Here is a 25,464-nt window from a genome sequence, read left to right as displayed (position 1 = left end):
CTAGGACCAGACCACGCCGCCCCGGTCGGCGACGGCCCGCGCCGCCGGCGGAAGCTCGGGGTAGAACGGCGTCCAGCGCAGGTCGAGCCTCTGCAGCGACGCGGGAAGCGGCGGCAGGTCGACCAGCGGGTTGGCACGGAGGTCGAGCGTGTGCAGGCGCTCCAGCCCGGCGATCGACGGCGGCAGCGTCGTCAGCGCGTTGTCGCGCAGGTCCAGGACGCGCAGCTCGGCCAGGTCGCCGAGCGTGTCGGGCAGCGCCGTCAGCCCGTTGCCGCGCGTGTGCAGCTCGCGCAAGGACGACAACTCGCCGATCGCCTCCGGCAGCGAGGTAAGGGCATTGCCTTGCACGCGCAGCTCGACGAGCGCCACGAGCTCGCCGATCCACGCCGGCAGCTCGGCGAGGCGGTTGGCGTCCAGGCCGAGGTAGCGCAGCGTCCCGGCCAGGCCGCGGATCCCGGGCGGCACGACGTCGAGGACGTTCTCGCCGAGGTAGAGGATCTCCAGCGCGCCCAGCGCGGCGATCTCCTCCGGCAGCGACGCCAGCGCGTTGTGCGCGAGGTCGAGCGTCCGCAGGGCGGTCAGCTCCCCGACCCGCGCGTCGACGCGCGTCAGCCCCATCTCGGCGGCGACCAGCCGCAGCAGGTCGCGTCGGTCCCAGACCTCGTCGGGGACCTCGTCGCGGCCGCGGAGGTCGGCGATCACCTCGCGACGACGTCGATCGTGCCGTCCATCCCCGGGTGCAGCGTGCACTCGTACTTGATCGTGCCCGCCGCGGTCGGCGTGTAGCTGAACGTGCCGCCCTTGTCGAAGGTCTCGGACGCGAACCGCGCGCCGGAGTCGGCCTTGACGTCGTGGCCGATGTTCTCGTCGTTGCGCCAGGTGACCTTCTGGCCGACGGTGACCTGCACGTGGTCGGGCTTGAAGCGCAGGTTCTGCATCGAGATCGCCTCGCCCGGCTTCAGCACGGTGGCCTTGCCGCCTCCGTCGCCGCCGCAGCCGGCGACGCCGGCGGCCAGGGTCGTGGTGATCGCGATGAGGGGGAGGAGCGGGCGCATCACGCCTGTGAGCGTACGACCTCGACCGCCACCGGCGCGTGGTCGGAGAGCCCCTGCGTGTCCAAGGTCACAGGAGCCGCCACGGCGCTCAGCCCCTGGGCGAGGAAGCGGTCGATGCCGTGCCCGCCGAGGTCGTCCCAGCCCGGCACGCGCGGCGCCGCGATGTTCATGTCGCCGCCCAGCAGCGCCGGCGCGCCGCCCGCCCACCCGGCCAGCGCGGCGCCCGCGCGCGCCAGGTCCGCGCGCGTGCGCGCGTCCGGGTGGGTGGTCGCGTGGACGTTGCCGACCCACGTGCCGTCGGCCAGCGCGACCGCGTGCGCGACGCGCCGCTCGGGCCACGTCCGGACCCGTCGCGCCGCGTGGGCGCGCACCGCGCCGCCGCCGTCGCCGCCGTCCCGCACGAGGATCGCGTTCGCGCCCCCGCCGTTGCTCTTGACGAGGTCCGGGCGCCGGTCGGCGACCCACCGCCGCGCGGGCAGCAGCGCGTTGCGGGACGTCAGGACGTGGCGCTCCTCGGCCCCGCAGCCGTCCGCCAACGACGCCGGCCACCACGGCGGGACCTCCTGCAGTAGCGCGACGTCCCACGCCCATCCCGCCAACATGTCCGTGAACTCGCGCAGGAGCGAGCGGGACGTGTCGGGAACCGACCTCCCGTGGAACAGATTCCAGGTCACGACGCGCATCGCGGCCTATGATCTCGCGCTTCCCATGCGACACCTCCTCACCGGCACCGAGCTCACCCAGGACGACCTGCACCACGTCCTCGACCGCGCCGCGGCGCTCAAGCTCGCGCCGCGCTCCTCGAACCTCCTGGAGGGCCGCACGGTCGCGCTGATCTTCCAGAAGCCCTCGACGCGCACGCGCGTCAGCTTCGAGGCGGGCATCTACGAGATGGGCGGCCATCCGATGGTCCTGCGCCCGGGCGACACGCAGCTGGGTCGCGGCGAGTCGCTGCGCGACACCGCGCGGGTGCTCGGCCGCCACGTCGTCGCCGTCGGCGTCCGGACGCACGCCGACAGCGAGCTGGAGGGCCTGGCCGCCGAGGACCAGCTCCCGGTCTTCAACATGCTCACCCAGAACGCGCACCCGTGCCAGGTGCTCGCGGACCTGCTGACGCTGCGCGAGGCGTTCGGCCAGCTCGACGGCCTGAAGCTCACCTACGTCGGCGACGGCAACAACATGGCGCGGTCGCTGCACGACATGGGCCGGATCGCGGGCGTCGAGGTCGTGCTGTCGACGCCGCCGGAGCTCGCGCTGCCCGGCGTGGAGTCCGTCACCGACCCGCGCGAGGCGGTCGCCGGCGCCAACGCGATCTACACCGACGTGTGGGTGTCGATGGGCGACGAGGACACCGCCGACGCGCGCCGCGCGGCGCTGGCGCCCTACCGGATCGACGACGCGCTGCTGGACGCCGCGGCGCCGGGCGCGATCGCCCTGCACTGCCTGCCCGCGCATCCCGGCGAGGAGATCGCCGAGTCGGTGCTGTACGGCCATCGCCAGCACATCTGGGACCAGGCGGAGAATCGCCGCCACGCCCAGAAGGCGATGTTGGAGTGGTTGCTGGCCGCCTGAGCGCGAGCGCGAAGGCGGGTCGTCGCCGGGTGGGTCGGTGTGTGGGTTCCGACGACGACCCGCGGTCCGCGGCTGGACCCGGGTATGGGGTGTCGCACGGGCTGACAACGAGGGTCGCGGCGAGAACTTGCGGTCATGTCTGGGTAGGGTCGGCGCCATGCCGCAGCACAAGAAGCCCGTCGCGCCGCCGGTGCCCGAAGAGCTGGCCGCCTCGCTCGGCGCGCTGCGCGAGCGGCTGGTCTCCTCGGTGACGATCACCAGCGACCGCCTGCAGGAGGCCGTGGACGACGCCGTCCGCCGCGGGCGCATGACGCGCAAGGACGCCGAGGAGCTGCTCGGCACGCTGCTGGCCGCCGGGCGCGCGCAGACCGAGTCGATCCTGGCCGACGTCGAGCATCTGCTCGGGCGCGGCGGCGGGACCGGCGAGGCCGTGCTGCGCACGGTCGAGAAGGCGCGGCGCAAGGTCGGCGTGAGCGTCGGGTCGTCGTTCCCGATCGAGGGCTACGACGCGCTGACCGCCCCGCAGGTCACCGCGCGCCTGGGCGACCTGACGCCCGCGCAGCTGCGCAAGGTGCGCGACCACGAGCGCGGCAACAAGGCCCGCAAGTCGGTGCTCGGCGCGATCGACCAGCGGCTGGGCTGATGGCGCCGGCGTTCGAGGTCGTCCCCGTCGGCGTGGTCGTCGGCGGACGCGACGAGGTGCGCGACGACGACTGGGACGCCGAGCGCGCGATCCTGCGCCTGGACGCCGGGCGCTTCGGCCCCGAGGCCGTCGCCGGGCTCGACGCGTTCTCGCACCTGGAGGTCGTCTACCTCTTCGACCGCGTCGACCCCGCGGGCGTCGAGACTGGCGCGCGCCACCCGCGCGGCAACCGCGACTGGCCGCGCGTGGGGATCTTCGCCCAGCGCGCCAAGGACCGGCCGAACCGGCTCGGCGTCTCGCGCTGCGCCCTGGAGCGCGTCGACGGGCTCGACCTGCACGTCGCCGGCCTCGACGCCGTCGCCGGCACGCCGGTGCTCGACGTCAAGCCCTACATGCCGGAGTTCGGCCCCCGCGGGCCGGTCCACCAGCCCGCGTGGTCGCGCGAGCTGATGGCCGGCTACTGGGGCTAGCGGGCTACTTCCGCTTCTTCTTGTGCTTGGCCTTGGCCTTCGGCTTGGCCAGCGTGACCTTCTTGGTGACCGTGGTCGTCGCGGCGTTCCCGGCGGTGTCCGTGGCGGTCACCGTGACCTTCGCGGTCGCCGTCGCGCCCGGGTACTTCTTGTTCAACGACGACGGGACCGTCACCGCGATCGGGAGCGCCTGGCCGGGCGCCACCGAGGCCGTCCGCGGGGCCAGCTTGACCACGACCTTCTTGGGCTTCTTCGCCTTGGCCTTCTTCTTCGGCTTCTTCTTGGTCGTGGCCGCCGCGGCCGACTTCTTGGCCTTGGACGTCTTCTTGGTGGCCTTCGACGCGGCGGGCTGGATCGTCAGCGTCGACGCGGTCGTGACCGTCGCGACCGAGTCGCAGTTGACCGTGATCGTCAGCGGCTTGCCCTGGCCGCCGCTGCCGACCGGCCGGTCGCCGGAGACCGCGACCTTGCAGCTCGGCGGCGTCTTGTCGACGAACGTCGCCAGCGCCGAGCCCTGCGGCTCGTTGGGCTCGCGCGTGCCGTTGCCGTTGAGGTCGACGAACGAGACGATCGTGTCCGCGCCGGCGTTGACGCCCGGGTCGGTGATCGTCGCCTTGCCGTCGGCGCCGATGACCGCGCTCTGGCTGCCCGGGTTGGCGCCGGTGATCGCCGAGACGAGCCTCTTGCCCGTGAACGGGTTCTCGGCCGTGTCCTTGGCGGTGACCGTGAACGTGATCGGCACGCCCTGCGGCGCGCCCGCGTTGGTCTGGTCGAACTGCAGCGCGGCGGGCAGCGCGGTGCGCACGAGCAGCTCGAAGGAGGCCGTGGCGCCGCCGGCCAGCGTCTTGGCCGGGTCGAGGTACTGGTCCCACTCGACCGCGCCCGCGTTGTCGACCGGCTCGCCGACGACCGTGTCGTCGAAGGACGGCGTGGCGGCGTCGCCCGCGCCCTCGACGCGCGACCAGATGTCGTTGCCGTCGGTCCCGAAGGAGAGCTTGAAGGCCAGCGCCTGGTAGTGCGACCACGGCAGCGACGGCGACGGCGGGCCGATCTCGACGAAGCCGCCCGAGCGGCCGGTGTCGGCGTTGGTGCCGCCGATGAAGCGCGGCGGGCCCTGCGTGTAGATGCCGGTGCCGACGTCGGAGCCCTCGAAGTAGAAGTCGGCGGCGCTGATGGCCTTGAAACGCAGGGGCACGGCCGGGCTGGTCGTGTTCTTGACGTCCCAGCGCACGTCGAAGACCTGGGCGCCGGTGACGTAGGTCGTCGTCTGTGTGATCAACGCGTACTGCTTGGCCGGCGTGCCGCTCTGGACCGCGTACGTCGTGATCTGGCTGAACGGGTCGGTCGGCGTGCCGCTGCCGGTCGTGGCCGCCTGGCCGGCGGGCTCGTACTCATCCTCGATGAAGGGTCCGGCGGTGCCGTCGAAGCCGAAGACGCGGCCCTTGAGCGCGGCGTTCTGCGCGGGCGCCGGGGCGGCGGCGGGAACATCCGGGAAGGCCAGGAAGAACCCGGCGTCGCCGACCTGGTTGGACGGCGAGAAGAAGATGTTGGACGTGTCGGTGTCGCGCTTGGCCTGCAGCTGGCCCTGGTCGCCGACCCAGACGGTCAGCGGCGAGCCACCGAGCGCGACGACGGGCGATGCGGCGCCGGCGGGTGCGACGGCCGTCGCGGACAGCGCGCCGGCAGCGGCCAGCGCGGCGACCGCGCGGGAGAGCAACCTCATGCGGTGGAGCCTTTCGATCGTTTGCGGGAGAGAGCGCGCGGGATCGTATCTGGACGCTCAGCGGCTCAGACCGACGAACGTCCAGATGTCAGGCCGTGAGCGCCGCCCGCAGCCGGTCCGGCTCGCGCAGATGGCGCGCCCGCGCCAGCGCGCGCAGGTACTCGGCGCTGGACAGCAGCGGGTCGGCGCTGACCAGCCACGGCGCGCTGGGCCAGGTCAGGCCGGTCGCGCCGGCCATCCGGCGCGCGTAGCGCTCGCGCAGCGACGGGTGCGGCCCGGCGTCGAGGAGGTCGAGGCCGTGCAGCAGCGTGGCGGCGAGGTGGCGCGCGCGCAGCCGCGCCCGCGCGTCGCGATGGGCTGCCAGGCGCTCGTCGTCGATCCCGTCGGTCGCGTGCTCCTCCAGCGCGAAGGCCATCGCCTCGGCGTCGGCCGGATCGGTGAGGTGGCGGTCCTCGAACGGGGCGGCCGCGTCGCGGTGGGCGAGGAAGATCGCGTGGCCGGCCTCGTGGAACAACGCCTCCAGGTCGCTCAGCCCGCCGCGCGGGAAGACCACGAGGTGGACGTCGGCGGGCACGGCGATCGCCGCGCAGAACGCGCGCGGCGACTTGCCCGCGCGGGGCTCGGCGTCCAGCGCGAAGCCGCCGTCGGGCAGGCCGAGGCGGGCGAGGCCGTCGCGCAGCGCCCGGACCGGGTCGGCGGGCAGCAGCGGGTCGGCCCACGCGGCGCGGTGCACGCGCGGCAGGTCGTAGCGGGCGGTGACCGGCTCGCCGTCGCCGTCGAGCGCCGGCGCCTCGGTGGCGCGCAGCAGCGCCTCGGCCTCGGCGGCCAACGCGCCCGGGTCGCGGCCGTGCAGCTCGGCCAGCAGCGCGCGCGGCGACGGCCAGCCGAGCGTGCGGACCTCGGCCCGCACGCGCTCCAGGCCCTCGGCGGCCAGCGGCGTGAGCGTCCGCGCGACGACGTCCAGGCGCGCCTCCTCCAGCGCGATGCGGTGCGCGAGGTCCGGGCCGGACGCCAGCTCGGCGGTCAGGTCGGCCAGGCCCGCGGCGGACTCGGCCCGCGCGCGCTCGGCGTCGGTCCGCGCGGTGACCGCGTGCAGCCGGGCCTCGACCGCGAAGCGCAGCAGGCGGCGCGCGGCCGGGTCGTCCGCGGCGGCCTCGCGCAGCGCCTCGATCGCCGCGTGGTCGAACACCGCGGCGTGGAAGGCGTACAGCGACTCGGGGTCCCAGGCCCCGTCGTGGCCCGCGAAGCGCCGGTGGTGAGCCCGGTTGAGGTCGGTCGCGAAGGCCTGCGCCCGGGCCCGATAGGCGTCGAGGTCCATGTCGGTGGCATCCTAAGTGGGTGAGCACGCCGTCCACCGAGCCCCGTCCGACCCGTCCCCAGCGCGGGGAGGAGCTGACGCTGCACATCGACTCGCTGGCCTTCGGCGGCGCCGGCGTCGCGCGCCATGAGGGCGGGTGGGTCGTGTTCGTGCGCGAGGCGCTGCCCGGCGACACCGTCCGCGCGGTCGTCACCAAGCGCAAGCGCCACTACGGCGAGGCGCGGCTGCTGGAGGTCGTGGAGCCGTCGCCGGATCGCGTCGAGCCCAAGGCCGACCACCCGGGCGCGCCGTGGCAGGTCATGCCCTATGAGAAGCAGCTGGAGATCAAGGCCGCCCAGGTCGAGGACGCGCTGCGCCGGCTCGGGCACCTCGACGGCTTCGAGATGCTGCCGATCGTCCCGGCCGTCGAGCAGTGGCGCTACCGCAACAAGCTGGAGTTCTCCTTCGGCACCGATCGCGAGAACGGCGAGCTCATCTGCGGCTTCCACGCGCCCGGCTCGTGGGAGGACATCGTGCACGTCGAGGACTGCCTGCTGCAGTCCGAGAAGGGCAACGCGGCGCGGCGCGCGGTGCTGGAGTGGGCGCGCGCGCAGGGGCACACCGCCTACGACCGGCGCACGCAGCTGGGCGAGCTGCGGAACCTGGTCATCCGCGAGGGCCGGCGCACCGGCGAGCTGCAGGTGCGGCTGGTCGTGTCGGAGGGCGTCGAGATCGAGGCCGGGTCGCTGAACGCGGCGGTCGAGGCCGACTCGCTGCTGATCACCGAGATCGACACGGTCGGCGAGACGACCGCGGGCGGGACCACCGAGCGCGTCGCCGGCGAGGAGACGATCACCGAGGAGCTGGGCGGCCTGACCTTCCGGCTCGGCGGCCAGTCGTTCTTCCAGACCAACACCGAGATGGCCGAGAAGCTCTACGCGGTGACCGCCGACGTCGCCAAGCTCCAGGGCTGGGAGCGGCTGTACGACCTCTTCTGCGGGATCGGCACGATCGGCCTGTCGCTGGCCTCCCGCTCCGGCGAGGTCTGGGGCCTGGAGATCGTCGAGGAGGCGATCGTCAACGCCCTCGACAACGCCAAGCTCAACGACATCAGCAACACCCACTACTTCGCCGGCGACGTCCGCACCGCGCTGCGCGAGCTGGTCGAGAAGGCGGGCCGTCCCGACGTCGTGGTCGTCGACCCGCCGCGCGCCGGCCTCTCGCAGAAGGTCGTCCGCCGCATCCTCGAGGCCGCGCCCAAGCGCATCGTCTACGTCTCCTGCAACCCGACGACGCTGGCGCCCAACGCGGCGCAGATGGTCGAGGCCGGGTACGCGCTGAAGACCGTGCAGCCCGTCGACATGTTCCCGCAGACCCCGCACATCGAGTGCGTGGCGCTGCTGGAGCGCGAGCGGTAGCCGGCGACCCTCAGAAGCGGAAGTCTGCCGGCGGGCGACGATGGCGCTTCCGTATGGTCTCGTCGATGGTGGTGACGCCTCCTCGACTCGTCACGGAGCGCCTGGTCCTGCGGGGCTTCGCGCCCCGCGACGTCGCGCCGCACCTGGCGTCCGCGCGGGACCCGGAGGTGCAGCGGTTCCTCGGCGGCCCGAAGGGCGCCTACGAGGCGTTCGGGTCGCTGGCCACCCATGCCGGGCACTGGGCGCTGCGGGGCTTCGGGTCGTGGATGGTGGAGCGGCGGGAGGACGGCGAGCCGCTCGGGCGCGTCGGCCTGTACCACCCCGAGGGGTGGCCGGACGTGGAGATCGGCTGGCGCTTGCATCGCGCCGCGTGGGGGAAGGGGTACGCGACCGAGGCCGCGCGCGCCGCGCTCGGCTGGGTCTGGACGACGCAGCCGTTCGACCACCTCATCTCGCTGATCGTCCCGGACAACGCGCCGTCGCAGCGGTTGGCCCGGCGGCTCGGGCACGTGAAGACCGAGCCGATCGAGGTCGAGGGCTTCACGGCCGACATCTGGCGCCTGGAGCGCCCGTCCGACGACGAGGCCTACAACATCCGGCCCGCCACCCGCGACGACGCGCCGCGCCTCAACGCGCTCGTCCGCGCCGCGTTCGAGGACTACATCGCGATCTCGCCGCCCGGCTGGACGCCGCGCGATCACACCGTGGAGGAGGAGCACGCGATCCTCGACCACCCCGACACGCGCACGCTCGTCGCGATGCCCGGCGGCGTCCTGGCCGGCACCGTCATGTACCGCCCGGCCTCGACCTCGCGCCTGCGATCCGACGACCCCGGCCTCGTCCACGTCGTCCGCCTCTTCGTCGACCCGGCCTGGCACGGCAGCGGCCTCGCCCAACGCCTCCATCAACTTGCGGTGGACGACTGCCGCGCCCGCGGCTTCACCTCCATGGTGCTCTTCACGCCCTACGCCCAGGGCCGTGCCCGCCGCTTCTACGAGCGCCAGGGCTGGCAGCACGTCGGCGACGACTTCGCCGACGCGCGCTTCGGGATGCCGACGTCGCGGTACGCCTACACCTTGTGAGGCGCCGGGCCCGCGCCTAGCGGTCCTTCTTCAGCCAGTCCGCCAGCTGCTCGGTCGCGCTGCCGACCGCGTCGCCCGCGTCACGCACCGCCTCGCCCGCCTCCTTGAACGCGTTGCGGAAGCGGTCGGCGTAGTGGTTGACGGCGTCGCCGGCCTCCGTGCGCGCGTCGGCCTCCTCGCCGCGGCGGAGGTAGTCGCCGCCGACGATCCGGTCGTAGTCGCCCGAGCGCACCCAGGCCATCAGCTCCTGCGCGCGGCGGACCGGCATCGGGTGGGTGACGTTGAGGTCGGTGAGCATCCGCGACAGGCGCTCCAGCCCGGACGCCGGCGCCTGGTACTCGGCCGCCTGCGCCATGAACTGCGACAGGTCCAGCGCGTCGGCCTCGGCGCCCGCGGCCAGGATCATCAGCGTGCGGCAGACCGCCTCGGGGTCGCGGGTCGCCAGCGCCGCGGCGCGGTCGCAGGACATCTCGGCCGCGCGCGACCACTCCAGCAGCGCCTGGCGGACCGCCATCAGCGGCAGCCCGGCGAGGATCGGCAGCCGCACCGACGTCCCCATCCGCAGCAGGATCTGCAGCGCGGTGAAGTACAGGACGTGGTCGGCGAGCACGTGCGCGGCCTCGTGGGCCAGCACCGCCCGGCGCTCCTCGACGCGCAGCAGCCGGACCAGCTCGCTGTTGACGACCACGATCGGCCGCCCCGCCCCGATCGTCGACGCGTTGGCGACCGGGAACTGCGTGACGTACAGCTCGGGCACGTCGTCCAGGTCCAGCGTGCGGAAGACCTGGTTGTGGAGGTTCCACGTCTCGGGCAGCTGGCCCGGCCCCAGGCGCACGGACGAGCCGAGGTACGCCACGCGCAGCGCGCGCTCGTACCCCAGCTCGATCAGCTTGCGGACGACCTGGTCCAGCCCGGGGATCGACGCCAGCGCGGCCGTCGCGGCCCGGTCGGCGGGATGCTCGAACGCCCGCGCCGAGATCCCCTTGAGCTGGTAGCCCTCCACAGGAAGCGTCATGCGGCCATGGTCTCAGACCCCGCGACGACGGTGGTCGGCACTGGACGCTCGGCGCGGCCCAGCAGCAGGACGCACCCGACGCCCGCCGCGCTCAGCGCGCCGCACAGGGTGGTGATCGTCTCCAGGGACGCCCCGGACAGGTACGCGCTGCCGAGCGTCGCCACGCCCAGCGCGAAGCCGAGCATGTTGATGGTGTTGAACAGCCCGGACGCGTCGTGGGCCTGCGCCGCCGGCACGCCCGCGATCGAGCGCGTGATGACCTGCGAGTACCCGGCCCCGAAGCCCGCGCCGGCCAGCGCCAGCAGCGGCAGCGCCTCCGCGTCGCTCCACGCGCCGGGCCCGCCGGCGGCCACGCCGAGGCCGACGTAGCCGACCGCGCTCAACGCCAGCCCGAGCGGCGCCAGCCGGCGGCCGACGTGCGGCGCCAGCGCGGGCACGGTCAGCGACGTGACCGCGAAGCCCAGGGCGTAGGGCGCGAACGTCAGCCCGGAGCGCAGCGGCGAGTCGCCGAGGCCCTCCTGGAGGTGCAGCGTCAGCACGAACAGGAAGCCGCCGTAGGCGATCATCACCGCGGTCGTCGAGGCCATGCCGAGGCCGAAGCGCGGCGCGGCCAGCAGCCGGACGTCGGCGATCGGCGCGCCGCCGGTCGCGAGCAGCCGGCGCAGGTGCAGCGCGAAGGCGACCGCGGTCGGCACGGCGGCGGCCAGGCACGCCCACGTCCACCAGGCCCAGTCGACCTCGTGGCCGAAGACCAGCGGGACCATGACCAAGATGATGGTGTCGGTCGCCAGCGCGACGCCGAGCCAGTCCATCCTCCGGCCGCTCGGCCGCCTGGTGACCGCCAGCAGCCGCGGCCCGACGGCCAGCAGCGCGAGGCCAACCGGGACGTTGATGAGGAACACCGGGCGCCACGAGGCGCCGAAGAGGTCCAGGTCCACCAACAGCCCGCCGAGGACCTGGCCGCAGACGACGCCGGCGGACACGACCGTCGCGAGCAGGGCCATGGCCTTCATCCGCGCCCCGCCGTCGTATTGCAGCTGGATCACGGTCATCACCTGCGGGCCCATCGCGGCGGCCGCGACGCCCTGGCCGATGCGCGCGGCGACGAGCACCTCGGTCGACCACGCCAGCCCGGCCACCAGCGACGTCAGCGTGAAGCCGGCCAGGCCGCAGAGGAAGAGACGGCGGTGGCCGTGGTCGTCGCCCAGCCGCGCGCCGGTGATCAGCAGCGCGGCGTAGGCGAGCGCGTAGCCCGAGATCACCAGCTGCAGCGCGGCGCCGGAGACGCCGACGTCGGACTGGATCGCGGGGCCGGCGACGTTGACGATCGCCGTGTCGAGGCTGGCCATGAACGTCCCGCAGAGCAGGACCGCCAGCGCCTTGGGAGAGGGGGAGGAGGTCATGTCGCGCAGCCTTCCGCCCCGTGGTCGTCGTCGCGATTCCCTGGGAGGTCATCGGCGCTCCGTTGGGTAGGTTGCGCGGCATGCGTGCCGCGACCGTCCGCGACGGCGAGATCGTCGTCGAAGAGCACCCCGACCCCCAGCCCGGCCACGGCGAGGTCCTGATCGAGGTCCGCGCCGCCGCGCTCAACGGCGCCGACATGATGCAGAAGCGCGGGTTCTACCCGGCGCCGCCCGGCTGGCCGGCGGACATCCCGGGCCTGGACGTCGCGGGCGTGGTCCGCGCGTGCGGGCCGGACGCCGCGCGCTTCGGCCCCGGCGACCGCGTCATGGGCTTCGTCGGCGGCGGCGGCCAGGGCGAGCTGCTGACCGTCCACGAGCGCCTGCTGATGCCGGTCCCCGACGCGCTCTCCTGGGCACAGGCCGGCGGCTTCGCCGAGGTCTTCACCACGGCCTACGACGCGCTCTTCACGCAGGCCGAGCTGAAGGCCGGCGAGCGGCTGCTGATCCACGGCGCGGCCGGCGGCGTCGGCACCGCGGCGATCCAGCTCGGCGCGACGACGGGCGCGGAGGTGGTCGCGTCCGTGCGCAACACCGACCACCACGACGCGGTCGCGGAGCTCGGCGCCCACACCGTCGTCACCCCCGACGACGAGGACGGCCGGTTCGACGTCATCCTCGAGCTGGTCGGCGCGCCCAACCTCGCCGCCAACGTGAAGGCCTTGAACACGCTCGGGCGGATCGTCGTGATCGGCATCGGCGCCGGCGCCAAGGCCGAGCTGAACCTCGGCGCGCTCATGGGCTGCCGCGGCCGCATCAGCGCGTCGACGCTGCGCGCGCGGCCGTTCGAGGAGAAGGCGATCGCGGCCCGCGCGGTCGAGCGCCACGTCCTGCCGCTCGTGCAGCGCGGCGCGATCACCGTCCCGATCGCCGAGACCTACACCTTGGACGACGCGCCCGCCGCCTACGAGCGCTTCGCGGCCGGCGGCAAGCTCGGCAAGATCGTGCTGACGATGGGCGGCGAGTGAGCCGATGAACGCCGTCGAGCGCCTCTGGCGCGCCATCCGCCGCGACGACTGGGACACGGCTCTGGACCAGCTCGACGAGCATGCGGTCATCCGCTGGCCGCACTCCGGCGACCGCTTCGACCGCGCGATCGACTACATCACCGCCCACAAGCTGCACGGCGGCCGCAGGCGGGTCGACGTGCGCGGGATCGCCACCGAGGGTCGGCAGGTCAGCGTCTGGGCGGTCATCGACGACGCCGAGGGCACGTGGCACCTCGGCGGCTTCTACGAGCTGCGCGGCGACCGCATCGTGCAGGGGGTGGAGATCCAGGCGCGCGAGGGCGACTACCCGGCCGTGTCCGGCTGAGCGTCGTCGTCCTGCTCTTCCTCGGCGACGACGTCGGCGAGGTGGATCGAGCAGAGCGTCGGCCCGCCGCGCTCCAGCGCCAGCTCGACCTCCCGCTCGGTCAGCTTCGCGCCGCACTCCTCGCAGCGCTCGCCGACGTCCTCCAGCGTGTGCTCCTCGAGGCTCATGGTTCGAGGCTACCCCGCGTTCGCGGCACGAAGCAACGCGGGCAGGCGGTCGAGGTTCGCCAGGAAGTAGGCGGCCGCCAGGAGGGGCAGGACCGGCACCGCGCGGTCCAGCTCGACCTTCAGCACGATCGCCGCGACCGTCGCGATCCACATGCCGACCGCGGTCGCGCCGACGCGGAGCCCGAAGCGCCGCGCGAACACCAGGAAGACGCCCGCGAAGACCGCGTCGGAGATCCCCAGCCGGCCCGCGGGCAGGCCGTTGCCCCAGTCGGGCAGCTCGAGGCTCAGCGGGTCGCCGGGCTTGGTCTGGCCGGCGTTGGCCAGCACCTCCGACGGTCCGCCCGCGTACGTCGAGATGACGTCGATGGCCGCGACGAAGACCGGCAGCGCGAGCGCGAGCGACGGCGCCAGCAGCCCGACCGCGAAGATCCCGCCGAACGCGCTGTAGGCGACCGCCTCGATCGGCGTGGCCCCCGCGCCGACGTTCGCCACGTTGAGCCCCGCGACCAGCCCGAAGGCGCCGATCGCGAGGATCGTCAGCAGCGGCGGGACGTCGGAGATCGGCGTCACGCACGCGATGCAGAAGAAGACGAACGCCGAGCCGACCGAGGACGCGATCAGGATCGACGCGTCGACGTCCCCGATGACCGGCAGGTCCGGTGCGATGAGGACGTAGACCTGCGCCGCGAGAAGGCCTAGTAGGGCGGCAGGTCCGCGTACCACTCGCCCAGGACCCGGAACGCCGACCAGAAGGCGCGCTTGGCGTCCTCCTCGTCGAGGCAGTCGTCGATGTTCGGCGTGACGATCGCGTCGATCGACGGCGTCAGCTGCTGGCGCGCGCCCGGCACGTACTCGACCGGCTTGGCCAGCGGGACGTCCAGCTCGTTGAGGACGTTCAGCGCGTCCTCGCCCATCACGACGACGACCTTGGGCTGGACGATCGCCAGCTCCTCGATCACGCGGGCCACGCAGGCGGGGTCGGCCAGCGACGGGTCGCCGACCGGGCACTTGACGCACAGCGTGCCGTAGACCGCGAGCGGGTCCACCTGCAGGCGCTTGAGGGCCTTCATCAGCGCGGTGCCGGAGCGGCCGTAGAAGGCGACGCCCTCCTCGACCTCCGACGGCATCGGCGCGTGCTTGAGCAAGAAGACGTCGGCCTGGGGGTGGCCTGAGCCGAGCACCGGCATGATGCCGCCGCGCGGGCAGGCGTCACAGGCCTGCAGCTCGCGGGTCAGGGAGTTCAGCTCCCGGATGGCGCGCTCGAGGTACTTCTCGCGGATCTCGTCGTCTGTCGCGGGCATGGACGATCCCAGATTCGACGGTCCCGAACGAGGCCCCTGCGGCTGCATCAGCCCTTGCGTGGCCGCTGGCCCAATCCGGCGACGGTCGTGAGCGACATCTAGGCCGCTCCTCGCCGGCTTGCGCGCCGGATGCGACGGTCCCGGCGCGCGCGGCGGGCCGCCTTCGGGGTGGCGCGGGTCTCCAGGAACTTCAGGGCCTGCACGTAGAGCAGGGTGCCCGATTTGGTGGAGATCTCCGCATGGCGGAGGGATTCGAGGAACTCCTCCGGGCCGTCGAAGTCGCGCATGCGGATGCGCACCGAGCCCAGCCCGGCGGCGACGTGGGAGTCCGATCCCGCGCCGCGGACGATCTGGTACTTGGCCGCGAAGCGCTCGGCCTCCTCGTTGAAGGAGCCGATCGCCACGCGCGGGTTGTAGACCTCGATCGCGTCGACGTCGTCGAGGATCTTCAGCAGGTGCTCGTAGTCGGGGACCGCGTGCATGCGGTCGAAGGGGTGCGGGACGTAGACGAGGCCGCCCTGGCGCTTGATCTCGGCGACGGTCTCCTCGAGCGTGAGGCCGCGCGGGATCTTCTCCTTGATGAAGAGGCCGATGACCTCGCCCTGCGTGCCGGTCTTGACCTCCTCGCCGATGATGATCTTGACGCCGAACTCCTCGGCTTTCTGCTGGGCCTCGTAGGCGCCGGAGACCTCGTTGTGGTCGGTGACCGCGATGGCGCCGAGGCCCTGCTCGCGGGCCGTCGCCAGGAGGTGCTCCACGGGCGTCGCGCAGTCACCGGAGTGGTCGGTGTGCATGTGGAGGTCGACGTCGATCAGCGGGCGGTGCCGCAGCTCGGCCCACAGCTCGGGGTCGCCGGTGGGGTCGTGGCGGCGGGCGACGACCGCCGCGTAGGACCGCTCGACCTCGTCGGCGACCACGGACCACGGCCGCGGCCCGTGCGCGCCGTCGCGCAGGCGCGCGCGGAGCGCCTCGTCGGCGATCAGGCGCTGGAGCTGGCCCGCGAGGACCTCGGTGTCGCCCGGCTCGAAGAGGAGCCCGTCCTCGTCGGCCAGCTCCTCGTAGACGGGCAGGCGCGAGAGCACCGGGATCGCGCCGGCGGCGATGGCGCGCAGGACGAGCGCGGGCGCGGGGCGGGTGCCGGCCGAGGCGGCGACGACGACGTCGGCGCGCGCGATCGCGTCCTCCTCGCCGTCCTCCGTGAACCGCACGCGGTCGCGCAGCTCGGCGCGCAGCGGGGTGGAGGACGAGGGCCCCTGCTTGGAGACGACCGTCGCCTCCCACGGGAGGTCGGTGCCGAGGCGGCGCAGCGCGCGGAGGAAGACCCGCAGCGCCTGGCGCTCCTCGACGTCGATGAACAGCAGCCGCAGCGGCTCGCCCTCGGCGCGGGCGACGTGCTCGAGGCCGGCGCCGGTGCCGGGCCGCACCACGTCGTAGGTGGCGGGGAAGAAGCGGTGCAGCAGCTGCGCGGTGGCCTCGAACGCGGCATGGCGCGCGTCGAGGCGACCGAAGATCAGCGTGACGAGCTTGCGGGCGACCTGCGTGGCGACGACGCGCTCGGCGGGCGCGTGGAACGTGCCGACGTTCAGCGCGCGGGAATGCCGCAGCGCGACCGACGAGACCGACGGCGCGAACGGCTCGTGCACGTGCGCGACGTCGAACGTCGTGCCCGTCAGCAGCTCCTCGACCGTGCGGGCCACGTCGATCGGGACCGCCGGACGGCGACGGCCGTCGGTGCCGACCGGGAGCACCTCGCCGACCGCCAGGACCCGCACCTCGCCCGGCTCGCCGAGGACGTCGCCCTGCCGGATCGCCCGGCGCGTCTGCCGGACCGCCTCCTCGTCCCGCGACGGCGCCGCGACGACGACCCGATGCCCCCTCGCCGCCAGCTCCTCGCTCACCCGGGCCACGTACGTGTTGACCTCATGCCGATCCTCCCACGGATACGGCGTCACCTGGACGATCGCCAGCGGCTGCACGGCAGATGAGTCTAGTGCGACGCTTCGCGCGACTTTCCGCCGTCGCCGCGCGGTCGCTCCGAAGTTGTCGTGCAAACCGTCCCGAAGTTGTAGCGTGTCAAAGCCCGAAACTGTAGCCCTCAGGTCCCCGATTCTGTAGCGTTACCCCCATGGTCCCCGGGATCTACCGCCCGCGCGCCGTCGATCGCACGCTCGATCGGTACCGGCGGAGCTTCTCGGCGATCGCCATCGAAGGGGCGAAGGGCGTCGGGAAGACCGCGACCGCCCGTCAGCGTGCGGCGACCGTGTTCAAGCTCGACGAGCCCGAGGCGCTGGCGATCGTCCAGGCCGACCACCGGCGCGTGCTCGACGCGCGGCCGCCGGTGCTCGTGGACGAGTGGCAGCGGCATCCGCCGATCTGGGACGCGATCCGCAACGCGGACGACGACGGCGCGGCGCCGGGGACCTTCCTGCTCACCGGATCGGCGGACCCGCGCGACGCCCCGGCCCATACCGGCGCGGGGCGGATCGCCCGCGTGCGCCTCCGTCCGCTGTCGCTCGCCGAGCGCCTCGACGCGCCGCCGACGGTCAGCCTCGCCGGGCTCCTGGCGGGCGATCGACCCGCGCTGGACGGCGACTCCGACGTCGACCTGGAGCGGTACGTGGACGAGATCCTCCTCGGAGGCTTCCCGGGGCTGCGCCGGTACGAGGGCCAGACGCACCGGGCGCAGCTCGGCAGCTACCTCGACCTCGTCGTCGAGAAAGACTTCCCGCAGCTGGGCCAGCGCGTGCGCAACCCCGACGCGCTGCGCCGGTGGATGACGGCCTACGCCGCGGCGACGGCGACCACGGCGAGCTTCGAGAAGATCCGTCGCGCCACGACCAGCAACGACGGCGACGAGCCGGCGCGGACCACGGTCATTCCGTACCGGGACGCGCTGCGACGGCTCTACGTGCTGGATCCGGTGCCCGCGTGGCGGCCCGCGGCGGGGTCGTTGGGCGAGCTGGGCGACGCCGAGAAGCACCACCTCGTCGATCCCGCCCTGGCCGCGCGCCTGGTGCGCGCGACCAAGGGGCGGCTGCTCGACGGCGCGTCCTCGGGGCCGGCGATCCCGCGCGACGGCACGCAGCTCGGCGCGCTGTTCGAGTCCCTGGTGACGCTCTCGGTACGGGCCTACGTGTCGGCGGCGGAGGCCGCCGAGCCGGAGGTGCGGCACCTGCGCACGCATCGCGGCGAGCACGAGGTCGACCTGATCGTCGAGCGCGAGGACGGCGACGTCCTGCTGATCGAGGTCAAGCTGACGGCGGTGCCCGACGACCGTGACGTCGCCCACCTCAACTGGCTGGCGGGACGGCTCGGCGACCAGGTGATCGATCGCGTGATCGTCACGACCGGCCGCGCCGCGTATCGGCGGCCGGACGGCGTCGCCGTCGTCCCCGCCGCGCTGCTCGGCCCCTAGACAACGCCGACGGCCCGCCACCAAGGGCGGGCCGTCGAAGCCAACAGCGTGTGTCGAGAAGCGGCGCGGGCGCTACTTCGCGGCCGCCGCGCGGCGGCGCGGCTTGGCGGCGCCGCGGGGCGACGTCAGCGACTTGGCCTTGTGGTACTTCGCGATGAACTTCTCGGTGTTGTCGCGCGCCTGGTCGTCCGGGACCTGGTTGTGCGGCGACTTCATGAGGTAGGACGACGGGCCGTCGAGCTGGCCGCCGACGCCGTTGTTCAGCGCGAGCTTCGCGAGGCGGACGGCGTCGATGACGATGCCGGCGGAGTTCGGCGAGTCCCAGACCTCGAGCTTCAGCTCGGCGGTCAGCGGCACGCCGCCGAAGGCCTCGCCCTCGAGGCGGATGTGCGCCCACTTGCGGTCCGTGAGCCACGGCACGTAGTCCGACGGGCCGACGTGGACGTCGTCGGCGGGAAGATCGACGCCGGCGACCGAGGTCACCGCGTTGGTCTTGGAGATCTTCTTGGACTCCAGGCGCTCGCGCTCGAGCATGTTGTAGAAGTCCATGTTGCCGCCGACGTTCAGCTGCGACGTGCGCTTCAGCGTGACGCCGCGCTCGTGGAAGAGGCGGGCCAGCACGCGGTGCGTGATCGTCGCGCCGACCTGGGACTTGATGTCGTCGCCGATGATCGGCAGGCCGGCCTTCTTGAAGCGCTTGTCCCAGTAGTCCTCGCGGGCGATGAAGACCGGGATGCAGTTGACGAAGCCGCAGCCGGCCTCGAGGACCTGCTCGACGTACCACTTGGTCGCCTGCTCGGAGCCGACCGGCAGGTAGGACACGACCACGTCGGTGTGGGTGTCCTTGAGGATCTTGACGATGTCGGCGGTCTCGCCCGGCGCCTTGGTGATCTTCTCCGACAGGTACTTGCCGAGGCCGTCGTGCGTCATGCCGCGGTAGACCGGCACGCCCAGCTTCTTCGGGACCTTGTTGGTGAACTTGATCGTGTCGTTCGGCTTGGACCAGATCGCCTGGGCGAGGTCCTTGCCGACCTTCAGCTTGTTGATGTCGAAGGCGCAGGTGAACTCGATGTCACGCGGGTGGTAGCCACCGAGGTCGGTGTGCATCAGGCCCGGGATCGGCGTCGCGGGGTCGGCGTCCTGGTAGTGGTAGACGCCCTGGACCAGCGAGTTGGCGCAGTTGCCGACGCCGATGATCGCGACGCGGACCTTGTCGCGCTGGTAGCGCGCGGCGCCGTTGGTCGCGGGCGCCTCAGCGGTCTTCTTGGGGGCGGTGATGCCGTTGGTGCTCAAGAGGGGAGTTGCCTTTCTGCGAAGGAAGTCTTGCGATCAATATTCCGTCCGCGCGCTGTGGTTACAGCGCCGCCGGCTCGGTCAGCGCCTTTCGCACATGGAAGATGCGCTGCAGGACGGTGATCGTGCTCAGGCCCGCCAAGACGTAGACGGCGGGGGCCAGCAGCTCGAAGTCTGCCAAACCGGCACCCTTTGCGAAGAGAAGCCCGGCGGACAGGATCACCACGCGGACCGCCCGGGTGGCGATCCCGACCTTGCACTCCACGCCCAGCGCCTCGGCGCGGGCGCGGGTGTACGACACCATCAACGACGCCAGCACCGCGACCACGCAGGCCCCGACCGCGAACTGCATGTCGCGCACCGCGAAGTACGCGGCGACCGTCGTCAGCACGACGCCCTCCTCGATGCGGTCCAGCGTCGAGTCCAGGAACGCGCCGAACGGCGTTCCCTTGCCCGACATGCGCGAGTAGCGCCCGTCGAGGGTGTCGCAGATCGAGCCGATGATGAACACGATCCCGCTGAGGAAGAAGAGGCGCTCGGCGACCAGCACGGCCGCGACGACGCAGAGCACGAAGCCGGTGAGCGAGATCGCGTTGGGCGTCAGGCGCGACTCGATCAGCGCGTTGCGCACGAGCTCGCGGCGCTCACCGCGCGAGGGAGATGACATGGACATGGGCGGAAAGGGAGGTTCTAGGCCGTGGCCTTGGCGGGCGAGAAGGCCCACGCTTCCGGGCGCATCTGCGCGAGCCACTTGGCAGCGTAGAAGCTCAGCGCCGCGGTCGCCCCGCCGAGGATCGCGTCGAGGATCCAGTGGTTGCCGGTCGAGACCACGACCCACACCAGGATCAGCGGGTAGACGGCCCACAGGATCTTGAACGGACGGCTCTTGACCATCTGCGCCAGCGACCACCCGATCAGCAGCGCGTTGCAGCAGTGCATCGACGGCACCGCGGCGTACGGGTTGAACAGCGCGTTGACCTTGACGTCGTTGTGGTCGACGCCGACGTAGTTGCTGACCGTGTCCTGGAACCCGAGCTCCGGGAAGAAGCGCGGCGGGGCGGTCGGGTAGAGCACGTAGCCGACCAGCGCGATCGCCATCGCCACCATGAACATGTTCCGGACGAAGTAGTACCGCTCGTTGTGGAACAGGTAGATGTAGATCAACGCGGCCAGGCAGATCGTGGTCTGGGCGTTGATGTAGATCCACGAGGCGACGTCGGTCGCGAACGACCAGCCGCTCGTCCAGGTCTGCACGGTCGGCTCGATGAACAGGCCCGTGGCCTGCTCGATCGACACGAGGTCGCGTGCGTGCTGGAAGGCCGCGGCCGCGCCCTGCGGGTCGTCGATCGCTCCGCGCGTGAGCCGGTAGGCGTAGTAGGCGAGCGCGAAGAGCGCCACCTGGCGGAGGACGTCGAACGGACCGTTCGGAAAAACCCGTCCCATGAGTCGTGTCAAACCGACCGGCATGGAACGCCCGACTCTATCGGTCCCCACCGTTTGCACACAGTGGGGGTGCCCACACCTAACAGGCGCTAACCGGAGCAGCGCTCAGCGGTCGCGCGCACGCGGTCCAGCGAGAAGCCGGCGCGGAGGCGCAGCGGTCCCGCGGCGCGGGCCGTGACGGTCGTCCAGGACGCGTCGTCGGCCGGATCGGTGGGCCGGACGCAGCCGCTGCCGTCCACACGCCAGTAGGGCGTGAAGCGGACGCGCACCGCGTAGGTCCCGGCGCGCGGCACGGTCAGGTCCAGCCGGTCGGGGGCCATCCGCGTCACCCGCGCGCCGCCGCTCGCCAACGGCGTCGGATCGACCACCGCGAAGACGCGCCAGCGCGCGTCGTGCCAGACCTCGCGCAGGAACGCCGGCTCCGTCCGCACCAGCGCGGCCTCCTTCGCGGCGCTGTAGTCGATCGGCGCGTCGGCCAGCGCGACGTAGCGGACCGCGTTGTCGTGCAGCCACGCCTCGTAGGCGCGGGCCGAGAACGCGCCGTCGTCGTAGAAGAGCGTGTTGAGCTTGCGGTCCAGCTGGCGCTCCCAGCCGCGCGCCAGCGGCACGGTCGGCGCGACGTGCGCCGACTCCCAGTGGTTGTCGGTGAACGGGATCTCGATCCGGAACGGGCCGTCGACGCGCTGCTGGGCGTGCAGGTAGCCGAGCAGCCCGTCGTAGAACGACGCGCGCACCGACGGGTCGGACGACGCGCGCCGGACGTCGTCCACCGCCGCGGAGAGCTGCCAGTACAGGAACGGCAGCGCGACCAGCGCCAGGAGCCTGCGTCGCTGGTCCCAGAGCAGCAGCGCGGCCAGCGGCCCGGCGAGGATCGCGCCCAGGCGCGCCGCGTTGCCGCCCATCGGCGAGGAGATCGCGCCGCTGACGACCAGCAGCAGCGCGTAGAGCACGAGCGAGATGCGCAGCATCGGCGGCGCGGGCCGCCAGAGCACCGCGATCACCAGCAGCGTGCCCGCCAGCGTCGGCCAGAACGCCGACGGCGTGAACGGGAACGAGCCGCCCTCGGGGAACAGGAGCGACAGCGCCGCCGCGGGCGCGATCGACACCGCCAGCAGCGCGCCCGCCGCGACCCAGCGGCGGGTGACGACGCCCCACGCCGCCAGCGGCAGCGCCAGGAACGCGACCGCCACCGGCGAGGCCAGCGCCGCCGCCGCGCCCGCGATCCCGCACCACGCCAGGCGCTCGCGCGCCAGCGCCAGCACCGCGAGCGTCGCCAGCGTGAGCCCGAGCGCGAACGTCAGCCGCCCGGTGACCAGCGAGACCATCGTCGCCGTCGCGAACCACAGCGCCGAGACCCGCGCCGCGGTCGTGGCGCGCCCGACGAGCCGCTCGTAGGCCCACGCGGTCGCCACCGCCGCCGCCGCGCCGACCAGCCGCGGGCCGAACCACGAGGCCAGCGGCGGGAACAGAATCGAGTAGGCCGGGTTGTGGTGGCCGCCGTACCAGCCGAGGTCGAAGACCACGAACCCCGCGCGGTCGAACAGGCCCGTGCGGTAGGTCTGCGCGGCCAGGTCGGCCGACGGCGGGTCGACGACCAGGTAGATCGCCGCCAGCACGGCGGCGACCAGCCAGGCGGGGGTGCTTCTGACGGACAGGCGGCTCACGTGGAGCCGCTGAGCCTACGAGCTGAAGTCCGCGGTGATCGCGTCGCCGGCCTGGCCGGCCAGCTTGCCGTGCACGCGGCCGACGCCGACGCGGTGCAGCTGGCCGTCGAGCAGCACGTGCCGGTGCGGGGCGGAGGTCAGCCACAGCTTCAGCAGGGCCTTGGCGTTGACGTGCGACCCGTCGGGCGCCCAGGCGAGCGTCTCGCCGTAGGTGCGGCGCTTGCCGGCCTTGGCCAGCCGCGTCGAGAACGACGACCCGTCGAACGAGGAGTGCGTCAGCGCGTCGTGCTTGAGCATCAGCGACGAGTGCCGGCGGGCGACCTTGGCCAGCGGCGCGATGAGTTTGACCGGCTTGAGGTGATGGGTACGGCGAACGCGGTTGATCTCGCGGACGATCGCGATCTCGGCCCGTGACGACGTGGTGTGCGCGGGCGGGGGCGCGGCGGCGGGCATGGGGGGTTCAGGTCTCCAGGTCCGGTGGGGTGGTCGGAACGGGACGCGGGCGATCCCTGCCCGGTGGTCCGGCGACGAAGGCGGGACCCTATCCGCCCTTTCAGATCGACGCCGTGTCGAACTGGTGAAGCCTTGCAACGCGGCGCCCGTCGCGGCGGGCCGTGACGTACCGTGTGGCCGCGATGCGCACCCTCTGCGTCGGTGAGGCGCTCGTCGACCTCGTCTGCGAGCGGCCGGTGGCCTCGATCTCCGAGGCCGACGCCTTCGTGCCCCGGTTCGGCGGCGCGATCGCCAACGTGGCCGTCACCGCGGCGCGCCGGGGCGCGGACGTCGCGCTGGCCGGCGGCGTCGGGACCGACGCGTGGGGCGGCTGGCTGCACGAGCGCCTGGCCGCCGAGGGCGTCGACCTGACCTGGTTCGAGCGGCGCGCCGACGTCGTCACGCCGGTCGCGTTCGTCACGCTCGACCGGGACGCGCAGCCGTCGTTCTCGATCTACGGCGCCGGCGTGCGCGCCGCCATCACCGGTCTGGGAGATCGCTTGGTGGAGGCCGTCGACGCTTCCGACGCGCTGTTCTTCTCGTCCAACACGCTCGTCGACGAGGACGAGCGCGCGGTCACGCTGGCCGCCCGCGACGCGGCCCGCGCGGCGGGCAAGCCGATCGTGTTGGACCCCAACCTGCGCCTGGAGCGCTGGCGCTCGCGCAGCGCGGCGGTCGCGGTCGTCGGCCCGTGCGTCGAGGGCGCGTTCCTGGTCAAGTGCAACGCCGACGAGGCGCTGGCCCTGACCGGCGAGCTGGAGGTCGAGGCGGCCGCGCGGTCGCTGCTGGCCGCCGGCGCCCAGCACGTCGTGGTGACGCTCGGCGCCGACGGCGCGCTGCTGCGCGGCGGCGGGCTGGACCGGGACGCGCGCGGCGTGGCCGCCGAGCCCGTCGACGCCACCGGCGCGGGCGACGCCGTCACCGGCGTGCTGCTCAGCGGCCTGGCGCGCACCGGCTTCTACCCGGCGGCGCTGGCCGCGATGCTGCCCGACGCGATGGCCGCCGCCGCGCGCGCGACCGAGCGCTACGGGGCGCTGGACTAGGCGCCGATGGCCGCGAAGCTCGCAACCGTTCCGCGGGACCGGTGGCGCGCGCCGTCCCGCGCGCGCGTGGAGCGCATCCGCGACCGGCTGCGCGACGTCTACGGCGTGCCGGTCCAGCCGCCGCACGAGGACCCGCTGGCCGAGCTGGTGCTGACCGTGCTGTCGCAGTCGACCAACGACCGCAACCGCGATGTCGCGTTCCTGCGCCTGCGCGACCGGTTCGACACGTGGGAGGCGGTGCGCGACGCGCCGGTGCCCGAGGTCGAGGAGGCGATCCGCCCGGGCGGGATCTCCAAGGTCAAGTCCCAGCGCATCCACGACATCCTGGTCGCGATCGAGGCCGCCAACCGCGTCGACGGCCTCGACCTCGGCTGGATGCGCGACGTCCCCGTCGCCGAGTCGCGCGACTTCCTGTGCGACCTGCCCGGCGTCGGCCGCAAGACCGCCGCCTGCGTCCTGCTGTTCTCCTACGGGTTGCGCGACGTGCCCGTCGACACGCACGTCTCGCGCGTCGGCATGCGCCTGCACCTGCTGCGCCCCGGCGCGCCCTTCGAGGAGCTGCACGACGAGATGCTCGCGCTGACCCCGCCCGGCGCCGAGCTGGAGTTCCACGTCAACCTCCTGCGCCACGGGCGCCGGACCTGCCACGCGCAGCGGCCCGACTGCGCCGCGTGCGCCCTGAGGAGAACATGTCCCGAGAAGCGCGTGTAGCGCTGGCCACCTGCTCGGCCTTCCCCGCCGGCGACGAGGACGACGCCGGCCTCCCGGCCGCGATCGGCGGCGACGTCACGTTCGTCGTCTGGGACGACCCGGCGGTCGACTGGTCCGCCTACGACCTGGTCGTCCTGCGCTCGACGTGGGACTACCAGGGCCGTCGCGACCGGTATCTCGCCTGGGCGCGGAGCCTCGGCGACCGGCTCGTCAACCCCTATGACGTGGTCGCCTGGAACACCGACAAGCGCTACCTGCGCGAGCTGGCCGACGCGGGCCTGCCGGTCGTGTCGACCGCGCTGGTCGAGCCCGGCGCGCCGTTCGCGCCACCCGCCGGCGTCGACGACTACGTGGTCAAGCCGACGGTCAGCGCGGGCTCGCGCGACACCGCGCGGTTCACCGCCGACCCGGCCGACGCCGCGCGCTCCGCGTCGCTGGTCGAGGCCATCCACGCCTCGGGCCGCACCGCGATGGTCCAGCCCTACGTGGCGTCGGTCGACGCGCGCGGCGAGACCGCGACGCTGTTCTTCGACGGCACGTTCTCGCACGCGATCCACAAGGGGCCGCTGCTCGAGCACGGCGTCGACCCGACCGCCGACGTCTTCCTGGCCGAGACGATCGAGCCGCGCGAGGCCACCGCGGCCGAGCGCGCGGTCGCCGAGCGCGTGCTGGCCTTCGCCACCGAGCGCTTCGGGACGTTGGCCTACGCGCGCGTCGACCTCGTCGAGGACGACACGGGCGCCCCGGTCGTCCTGGAGCTGGAGCTGACCGAGCCGTCGCTGTTCTTCATGGGCGACCCTGGACGTCTGTCGGAGTTCGGGGCCGCGATCCGCGCCCGGCTGCCCGAGCGCTGACGCCTAGGCATCGCGCGGAGGTTCGCTGGGCG

Annotated in this window: 27 protein-coding genes; 11 read left to right on the top strand and 16 right to left on the bottom strand. The window is 73.2% G+C overall.

The features are described 5' to 3' along the window. Genes VFG42_RS23690 through VFG42_RS23680 form a run of 3 tightly spaced genes read right to left on the bottom strand, consistent with a single transcriptional unit; the run spans position 1 to position 1,738 of the window. On the bottom strand, positions 1-702 hold the full coding sequence (locus VFG42_RS23690; RefSeq protein WP_324911304.1) for a leucine-rich repeat domain-containing protein: 702 nt from the start codon (positions 700-702) through the stop codon (positions 1-3). Beyond that, entirely contained in the window at positions 699-1,055 is a 357-nt protein-coding gene (locus VFG42_RS23685; RefSeq protein ID WP_324911303.1) for a cupredoxin domain-containing protein, read from the bottom strand. Before VFG42_RS23685 ends, VFG42_RS23690 begins: the two co-directional genes overlap by 4 nt. Continuing rightward, a complete protein-coding gene (locus VFG42_RS23680) occupies positions 1,055-1,738 on the bottom strand; it encodes an endonuclease/exonuclease/phosphatase family protein (protein ID WP_324911301.1) in 684 nt (227 codons plus the stop codon). The genes VFG42_RS23685 and VFG42_RS23680 overlap by 1 nt, the downstream gene beginning before the upstream one ends. A 25-nt stretch (positions 1,739-1,763) precedes the next feature. On the opposite strand from VFG42_RS23680, the gene argF reads away from it, so the two are divergent. The 3 genes from argF to VFG42_RS23665 all read left to right on the top strand — a co-directional run bounded on the left by argF (position 1,764) and on the right by VFG42_RS23665 (position 3,740). Continuing rightward, complete coding sequence (argF, locus tag VFG42_RS23675; RefSeq protein ID WP_324911300.1) at positions 1,764-2,627, top strand: ornithine carbamoyltransferase; 864 nt, start codon at positions 1,764-1,766, stop codon at positions 2,625-2,627. Between the two features lie 157 nt (positions 2,628-2,784). Further along, complete coding sequence (locus VFG42_RS23670; protein WP_324911299.1) at positions 2,785-3,270, top strand: hypothetical protein; 486 nt, start codon at positions 2,785-2,787, stop codon at positions 3,268-3,270. Continuing rightward, positions 3,270-3,740 carry an SAM-dependent methyltransferase gene (locus VFG42_RS23665; protein WP_324911298.1) on the top strand — a complete coding sequence of 157 codons (471 nt, stop codon included), beginning with the start codon at positions 3,270-3,272 and terminating at the stop codon, positions 3,738-3,740. Before VFG42_RS23670 ends, VFG42_RS23665 begins: the two co-directional genes overlap by 1 nt. A gap of 4 nt (positions 3,741-3,744) precedes the next feature. Here the strand turns inward: VFG42_RS23665 and VFG42_RS23660 are convergent, their stop codons facing one another. Together VFG42_RS23660 and VFG42_RS23655 are read right to left on the bottom strand one after the other, a co-directional pair. Beyond that, entirely contained in the window at positions 3,745-5,463 is a 1,719-nt protein-coding gene (locus VFG42_RS23660; RefSeq protein WP_324911297.1) for a hypothetical protein, read from the bottom strand. Between the two features lie 88 nt (positions 5,464-5,551). Continuing rightward, positions 5,552-6,781 (bottom strand): hypothetical protein, encoded by a 1,230-nt coding sequence (locus tag VFG42_RS23655; RefSeq protein WP_324911296.1) that lies wholly within the window; start codon positions 6,779-6,781, stop codon positions 5,552-5,554. Positions 6,782-6,801: 20 nt separating this feature from the next. Here VFG42_RS23655 and rlmD point away from each other — a divergent pair, with 20 nt between their 5' ends. Continuing rightward, positions 6,802-8,178 (top strand): 23S rRNA (uracil(1939)-C(5))-methyltransferase RlmD, encoded by a 1,377-nt coding sequence (gene rlmD / locus VFG42_RS23650; protein ID WP_324911295.1) that lies wholly within the window; start codon positions 6,802-6,804, stop codon positions 8,176-8,178. A gap of 65 nt (positions 8,179-8,243) precedes the next feature. Continuing rightward, positions 8,244-9,260 carry a GNAT family N-acetyltransferase gene (locus tag VFG42_RS23645; RefSeq protein WP_324911294.1) on the top strand — a complete coding sequence of 339 codons (1,017 nt, stop codon included), beginning with the start codon at positions 8,244-8,246 and terminating at the stop codon, positions 9,258-9,260. A gap of 16 nt (positions 9,261-9,276) precedes the next feature. On the opposite strand, the gene VFG42_RS23640 is transcribed toward VFG42_RS23645, so the two are convergent. Together VFG42_RS23640 and VFG42_RS23635 are read right to left on the bottom strand one after the other, a co-directional pair. Further along, a complete protein-coding gene (locus tag VFG42_RS23640; RefSeq protein WP_324911293.1) occupies positions 9,277-10,275 on the bottom strand; it encodes a M48 family metallopeptidase in 999 nt (332 codons plus the stop codon). Beyond that, on the bottom strand, positions 10,272-11,678 hold the full coding sequence (locus tag VFG42_RS23635; RefSeq protein ID WP_324911292.1) for an MFS transporter: 1,407 nt from the start codon (positions 11,676-11,678) through the stop codon (positions 10,272-10,274). Before VFG42_RS23635 ends, VFG42_RS23640 begins: the two co-directional genes overlap by 4 nt. Before the next feature lie 80 nt (positions 11,679-11,758). Between VFG42_RS23635 and VFG42_RS23630 the strand changes: the two genes are divergently transcribed. Both VFG42_RS23630 and VFG42_RS23625 read left to right on the top strand, forming a co-directional pair. After that, positions 11,759-12,703, top strand: coding sequence for a zinc-binding dehydrogenase (locus tag VFG42_RS23630; protein WP_324911291.1), 945 nt, complete (start codon positions 11,759-11,761; stop codon positions 12,701-12,703). A gap of 4 nt (positions 12,704-12,707) precedes the next feature. Next, entirely contained in the window at positions 12,708-13,049 is a 342-nt protein-coding gene (locus VFG42_RS23625) for a hypothetical protein (protein WP_324911290.1), read from the top strand. Here the strand turns inward: VFG42_RS23625 and VFG42_RS23620 are convergent. The 4 genes from VFG42_RS23620 to VFG42_RS23605 form a co-directional block, all read right to left on the bottom strand. Continuing rightward, entirely contained in the window at positions 13,028-13,216 is a 189-nt protein-coding gene (locus tag VFG42_RS23620) for a hypothetical protein (protein ID WP_324911289.1), read from the bottom strand. The genes VFG42_RS23625 and VFG42_RS23620 overlap by 22 nt on opposite strands. A 9-nt stretch (positions 13,217-13,225) precedes the next feature. Next, positions 13,226-13,939 carry a hypothetical protein gene (locus tag VFG42_RS23615; protein ID WP_324911288.1) on the bottom strand — a complete coding sequence of 238 codons (714 nt, stop codon included), beginning with the start codon at positions 13,937-13,939 and terminating at the stop codon, positions 13,226-13,228. Next, entirely contained in the window at positions 13,912-14,517 is a 606-nt protein-coding gene (locus tag VFG42_RS23610) for a uracil-DNA glycosylase family protein (protein WP_324911287.1), read from the bottom strand. The genes VFG42_RS23615 and VFG42_RS23610 overlap by 28 nt, the downstream gene beginning before the upstream one ends. A 98-nt stretch (positions 14,518-14,615) precedes the next feature. After that, positions 14,616-16,493 (bottom strand): PHP domain-containing protein, encoded by a 1,878-nt coding sequence (locus tag VFG42_RS23605; protein WP_324911286.1) that lies wholly within the window; start codon positions 16,491-16,493, stop codon positions 14,616-14,618. Between the two features lie 149 nt (positions 16,494-16,642). Here VFG42_RS23605 and VFG42_RS23600 point away from each other — a divergent pair, with 149 nt between their 5' ends. Continuing rightward, positions 16,643-17,932, top strand: a complete 1,290-nt coding sequence (locus VFG42_RS23600) for an ATP-binding protein (RefSeq protein WP_324911285.1) — start codon at positions 16,643-16,645, stop codon at positions 17,930-17,932. Between the two features lie 72 nt (positions 17,933-18,004). On the opposite strand, the gene VFG42_RS23595 is transcribed toward VFG42_RS23600, so the two are convergent. The 5 genes from VFG42_RS23595 to VFG42_RS23575 form a co-directional block, all read right to left on the bottom strand. After that, a complete protein-coding gene (locus VFG42_RS23595; protein ID WP_349260454.1) occupies positions 18,005-19,129 on the bottom strand; it encodes an inositol-3-phosphate synthase in 1,125 nt (374 codons plus the stop codon). A 157-nt stretch (positions 19,130-19,286) separates the two neighbouring features. Beyond that, a complete protein-coding gene (locus VFG42_RS23590; protein ID WP_324911283.1) occupies positions 19,287-19,898 on the bottom strand; it encodes a CDP-alcohol phosphatidyltransferase family protein in 612 nt (203 codons plus the stop codon). A gap of 17 nt (positions 19,899-19,915) precedes the next feature. Then, a complete protein-coding gene (locus VFG42_RS23585; protein WP_324911282.1) occupies positions 19,916-20,623 on the bottom strand; it encodes a phosphatase PAP2 family protein in 708 nt (235 codons plus the stop codon). Between the two features lie 134 nt (positions 20,624-20,757). Then, positions 20,758-22,332, bottom strand: a complete 1,575-nt coding sequence (locus tag VFG42_RS23580) for a hypothetical protein (protein ID WP_324911281.1) — start codon at positions 22,330-22,332, stop codon at positions 20,758-20,760. 15 nt (positions 22,333-22,347) lie between these two features. Further along, complete coding sequence (locus VFG42_RS23575) at positions 22,348-22,785, bottom strand: CAP domain-containing protein (protein WP_324911280.1); 438 nt, start codon at positions 22,783-22,785, stop codon at positions 22,348-22,350. A gap of 182 nt (positions 22,786-22,967) precedes the next feature. On the opposite strand from VFG42_RS23575, the gene VFG42_RS23570 reads away from it, so the two are divergent. Genes VFG42_RS23570 through VFG42_RS23560 form a run of 3 tightly spaced genes read left to right on the top strand, consistent with a single transcriptional unit; the run spans position 22,968 to position 25,432 of the window. Next, positions 22,968-23,867 (top strand): carbohydrate kinase family protein, encoded by a 900-nt coding sequence (locus VFG42_RS23570; protein ID WP_324911279.1) that lies wholly within the window; start codon positions 22,968-22,970, stop codon positions 23,865-23,867. 6 nt (positions 23,868-23,873) lie between these two features. Then, entirely contained in the window at positions 23,874-24,578 is a 705-nt protein-coding gene (locus VFG42_RS23565) for a DNA lyase (protein ID WP_324911278.1), read from the top strand. Beyond that, positions 24,557-25,432, top strand: coding sequence for a hypothetical protein (locus tag VFG42_RS23560; protein ID WP_324911277.1), 876 nt, complete (start codon positions 24,557-24,559; stop codon positions 25,430-25,432). Before VFG42_RS23565 ends, VFG42_RS23560 begins: the two co-directional genes overlap by 22 nt. Positions 25,433-25,464 lie beyond the last annotated feature (32 nt).

Source organism: Baekduia sp., assembly GCF_035685985.1.
Classification (GTDB): Bacteria; Actinomycetota; Thermoleophilia; order Solirubrobacterales; family Solirubrobacteraceae; genus Baekduia.
This window is presented reverse-complemented; position numbering and strand designations above follow the sequence as displayed.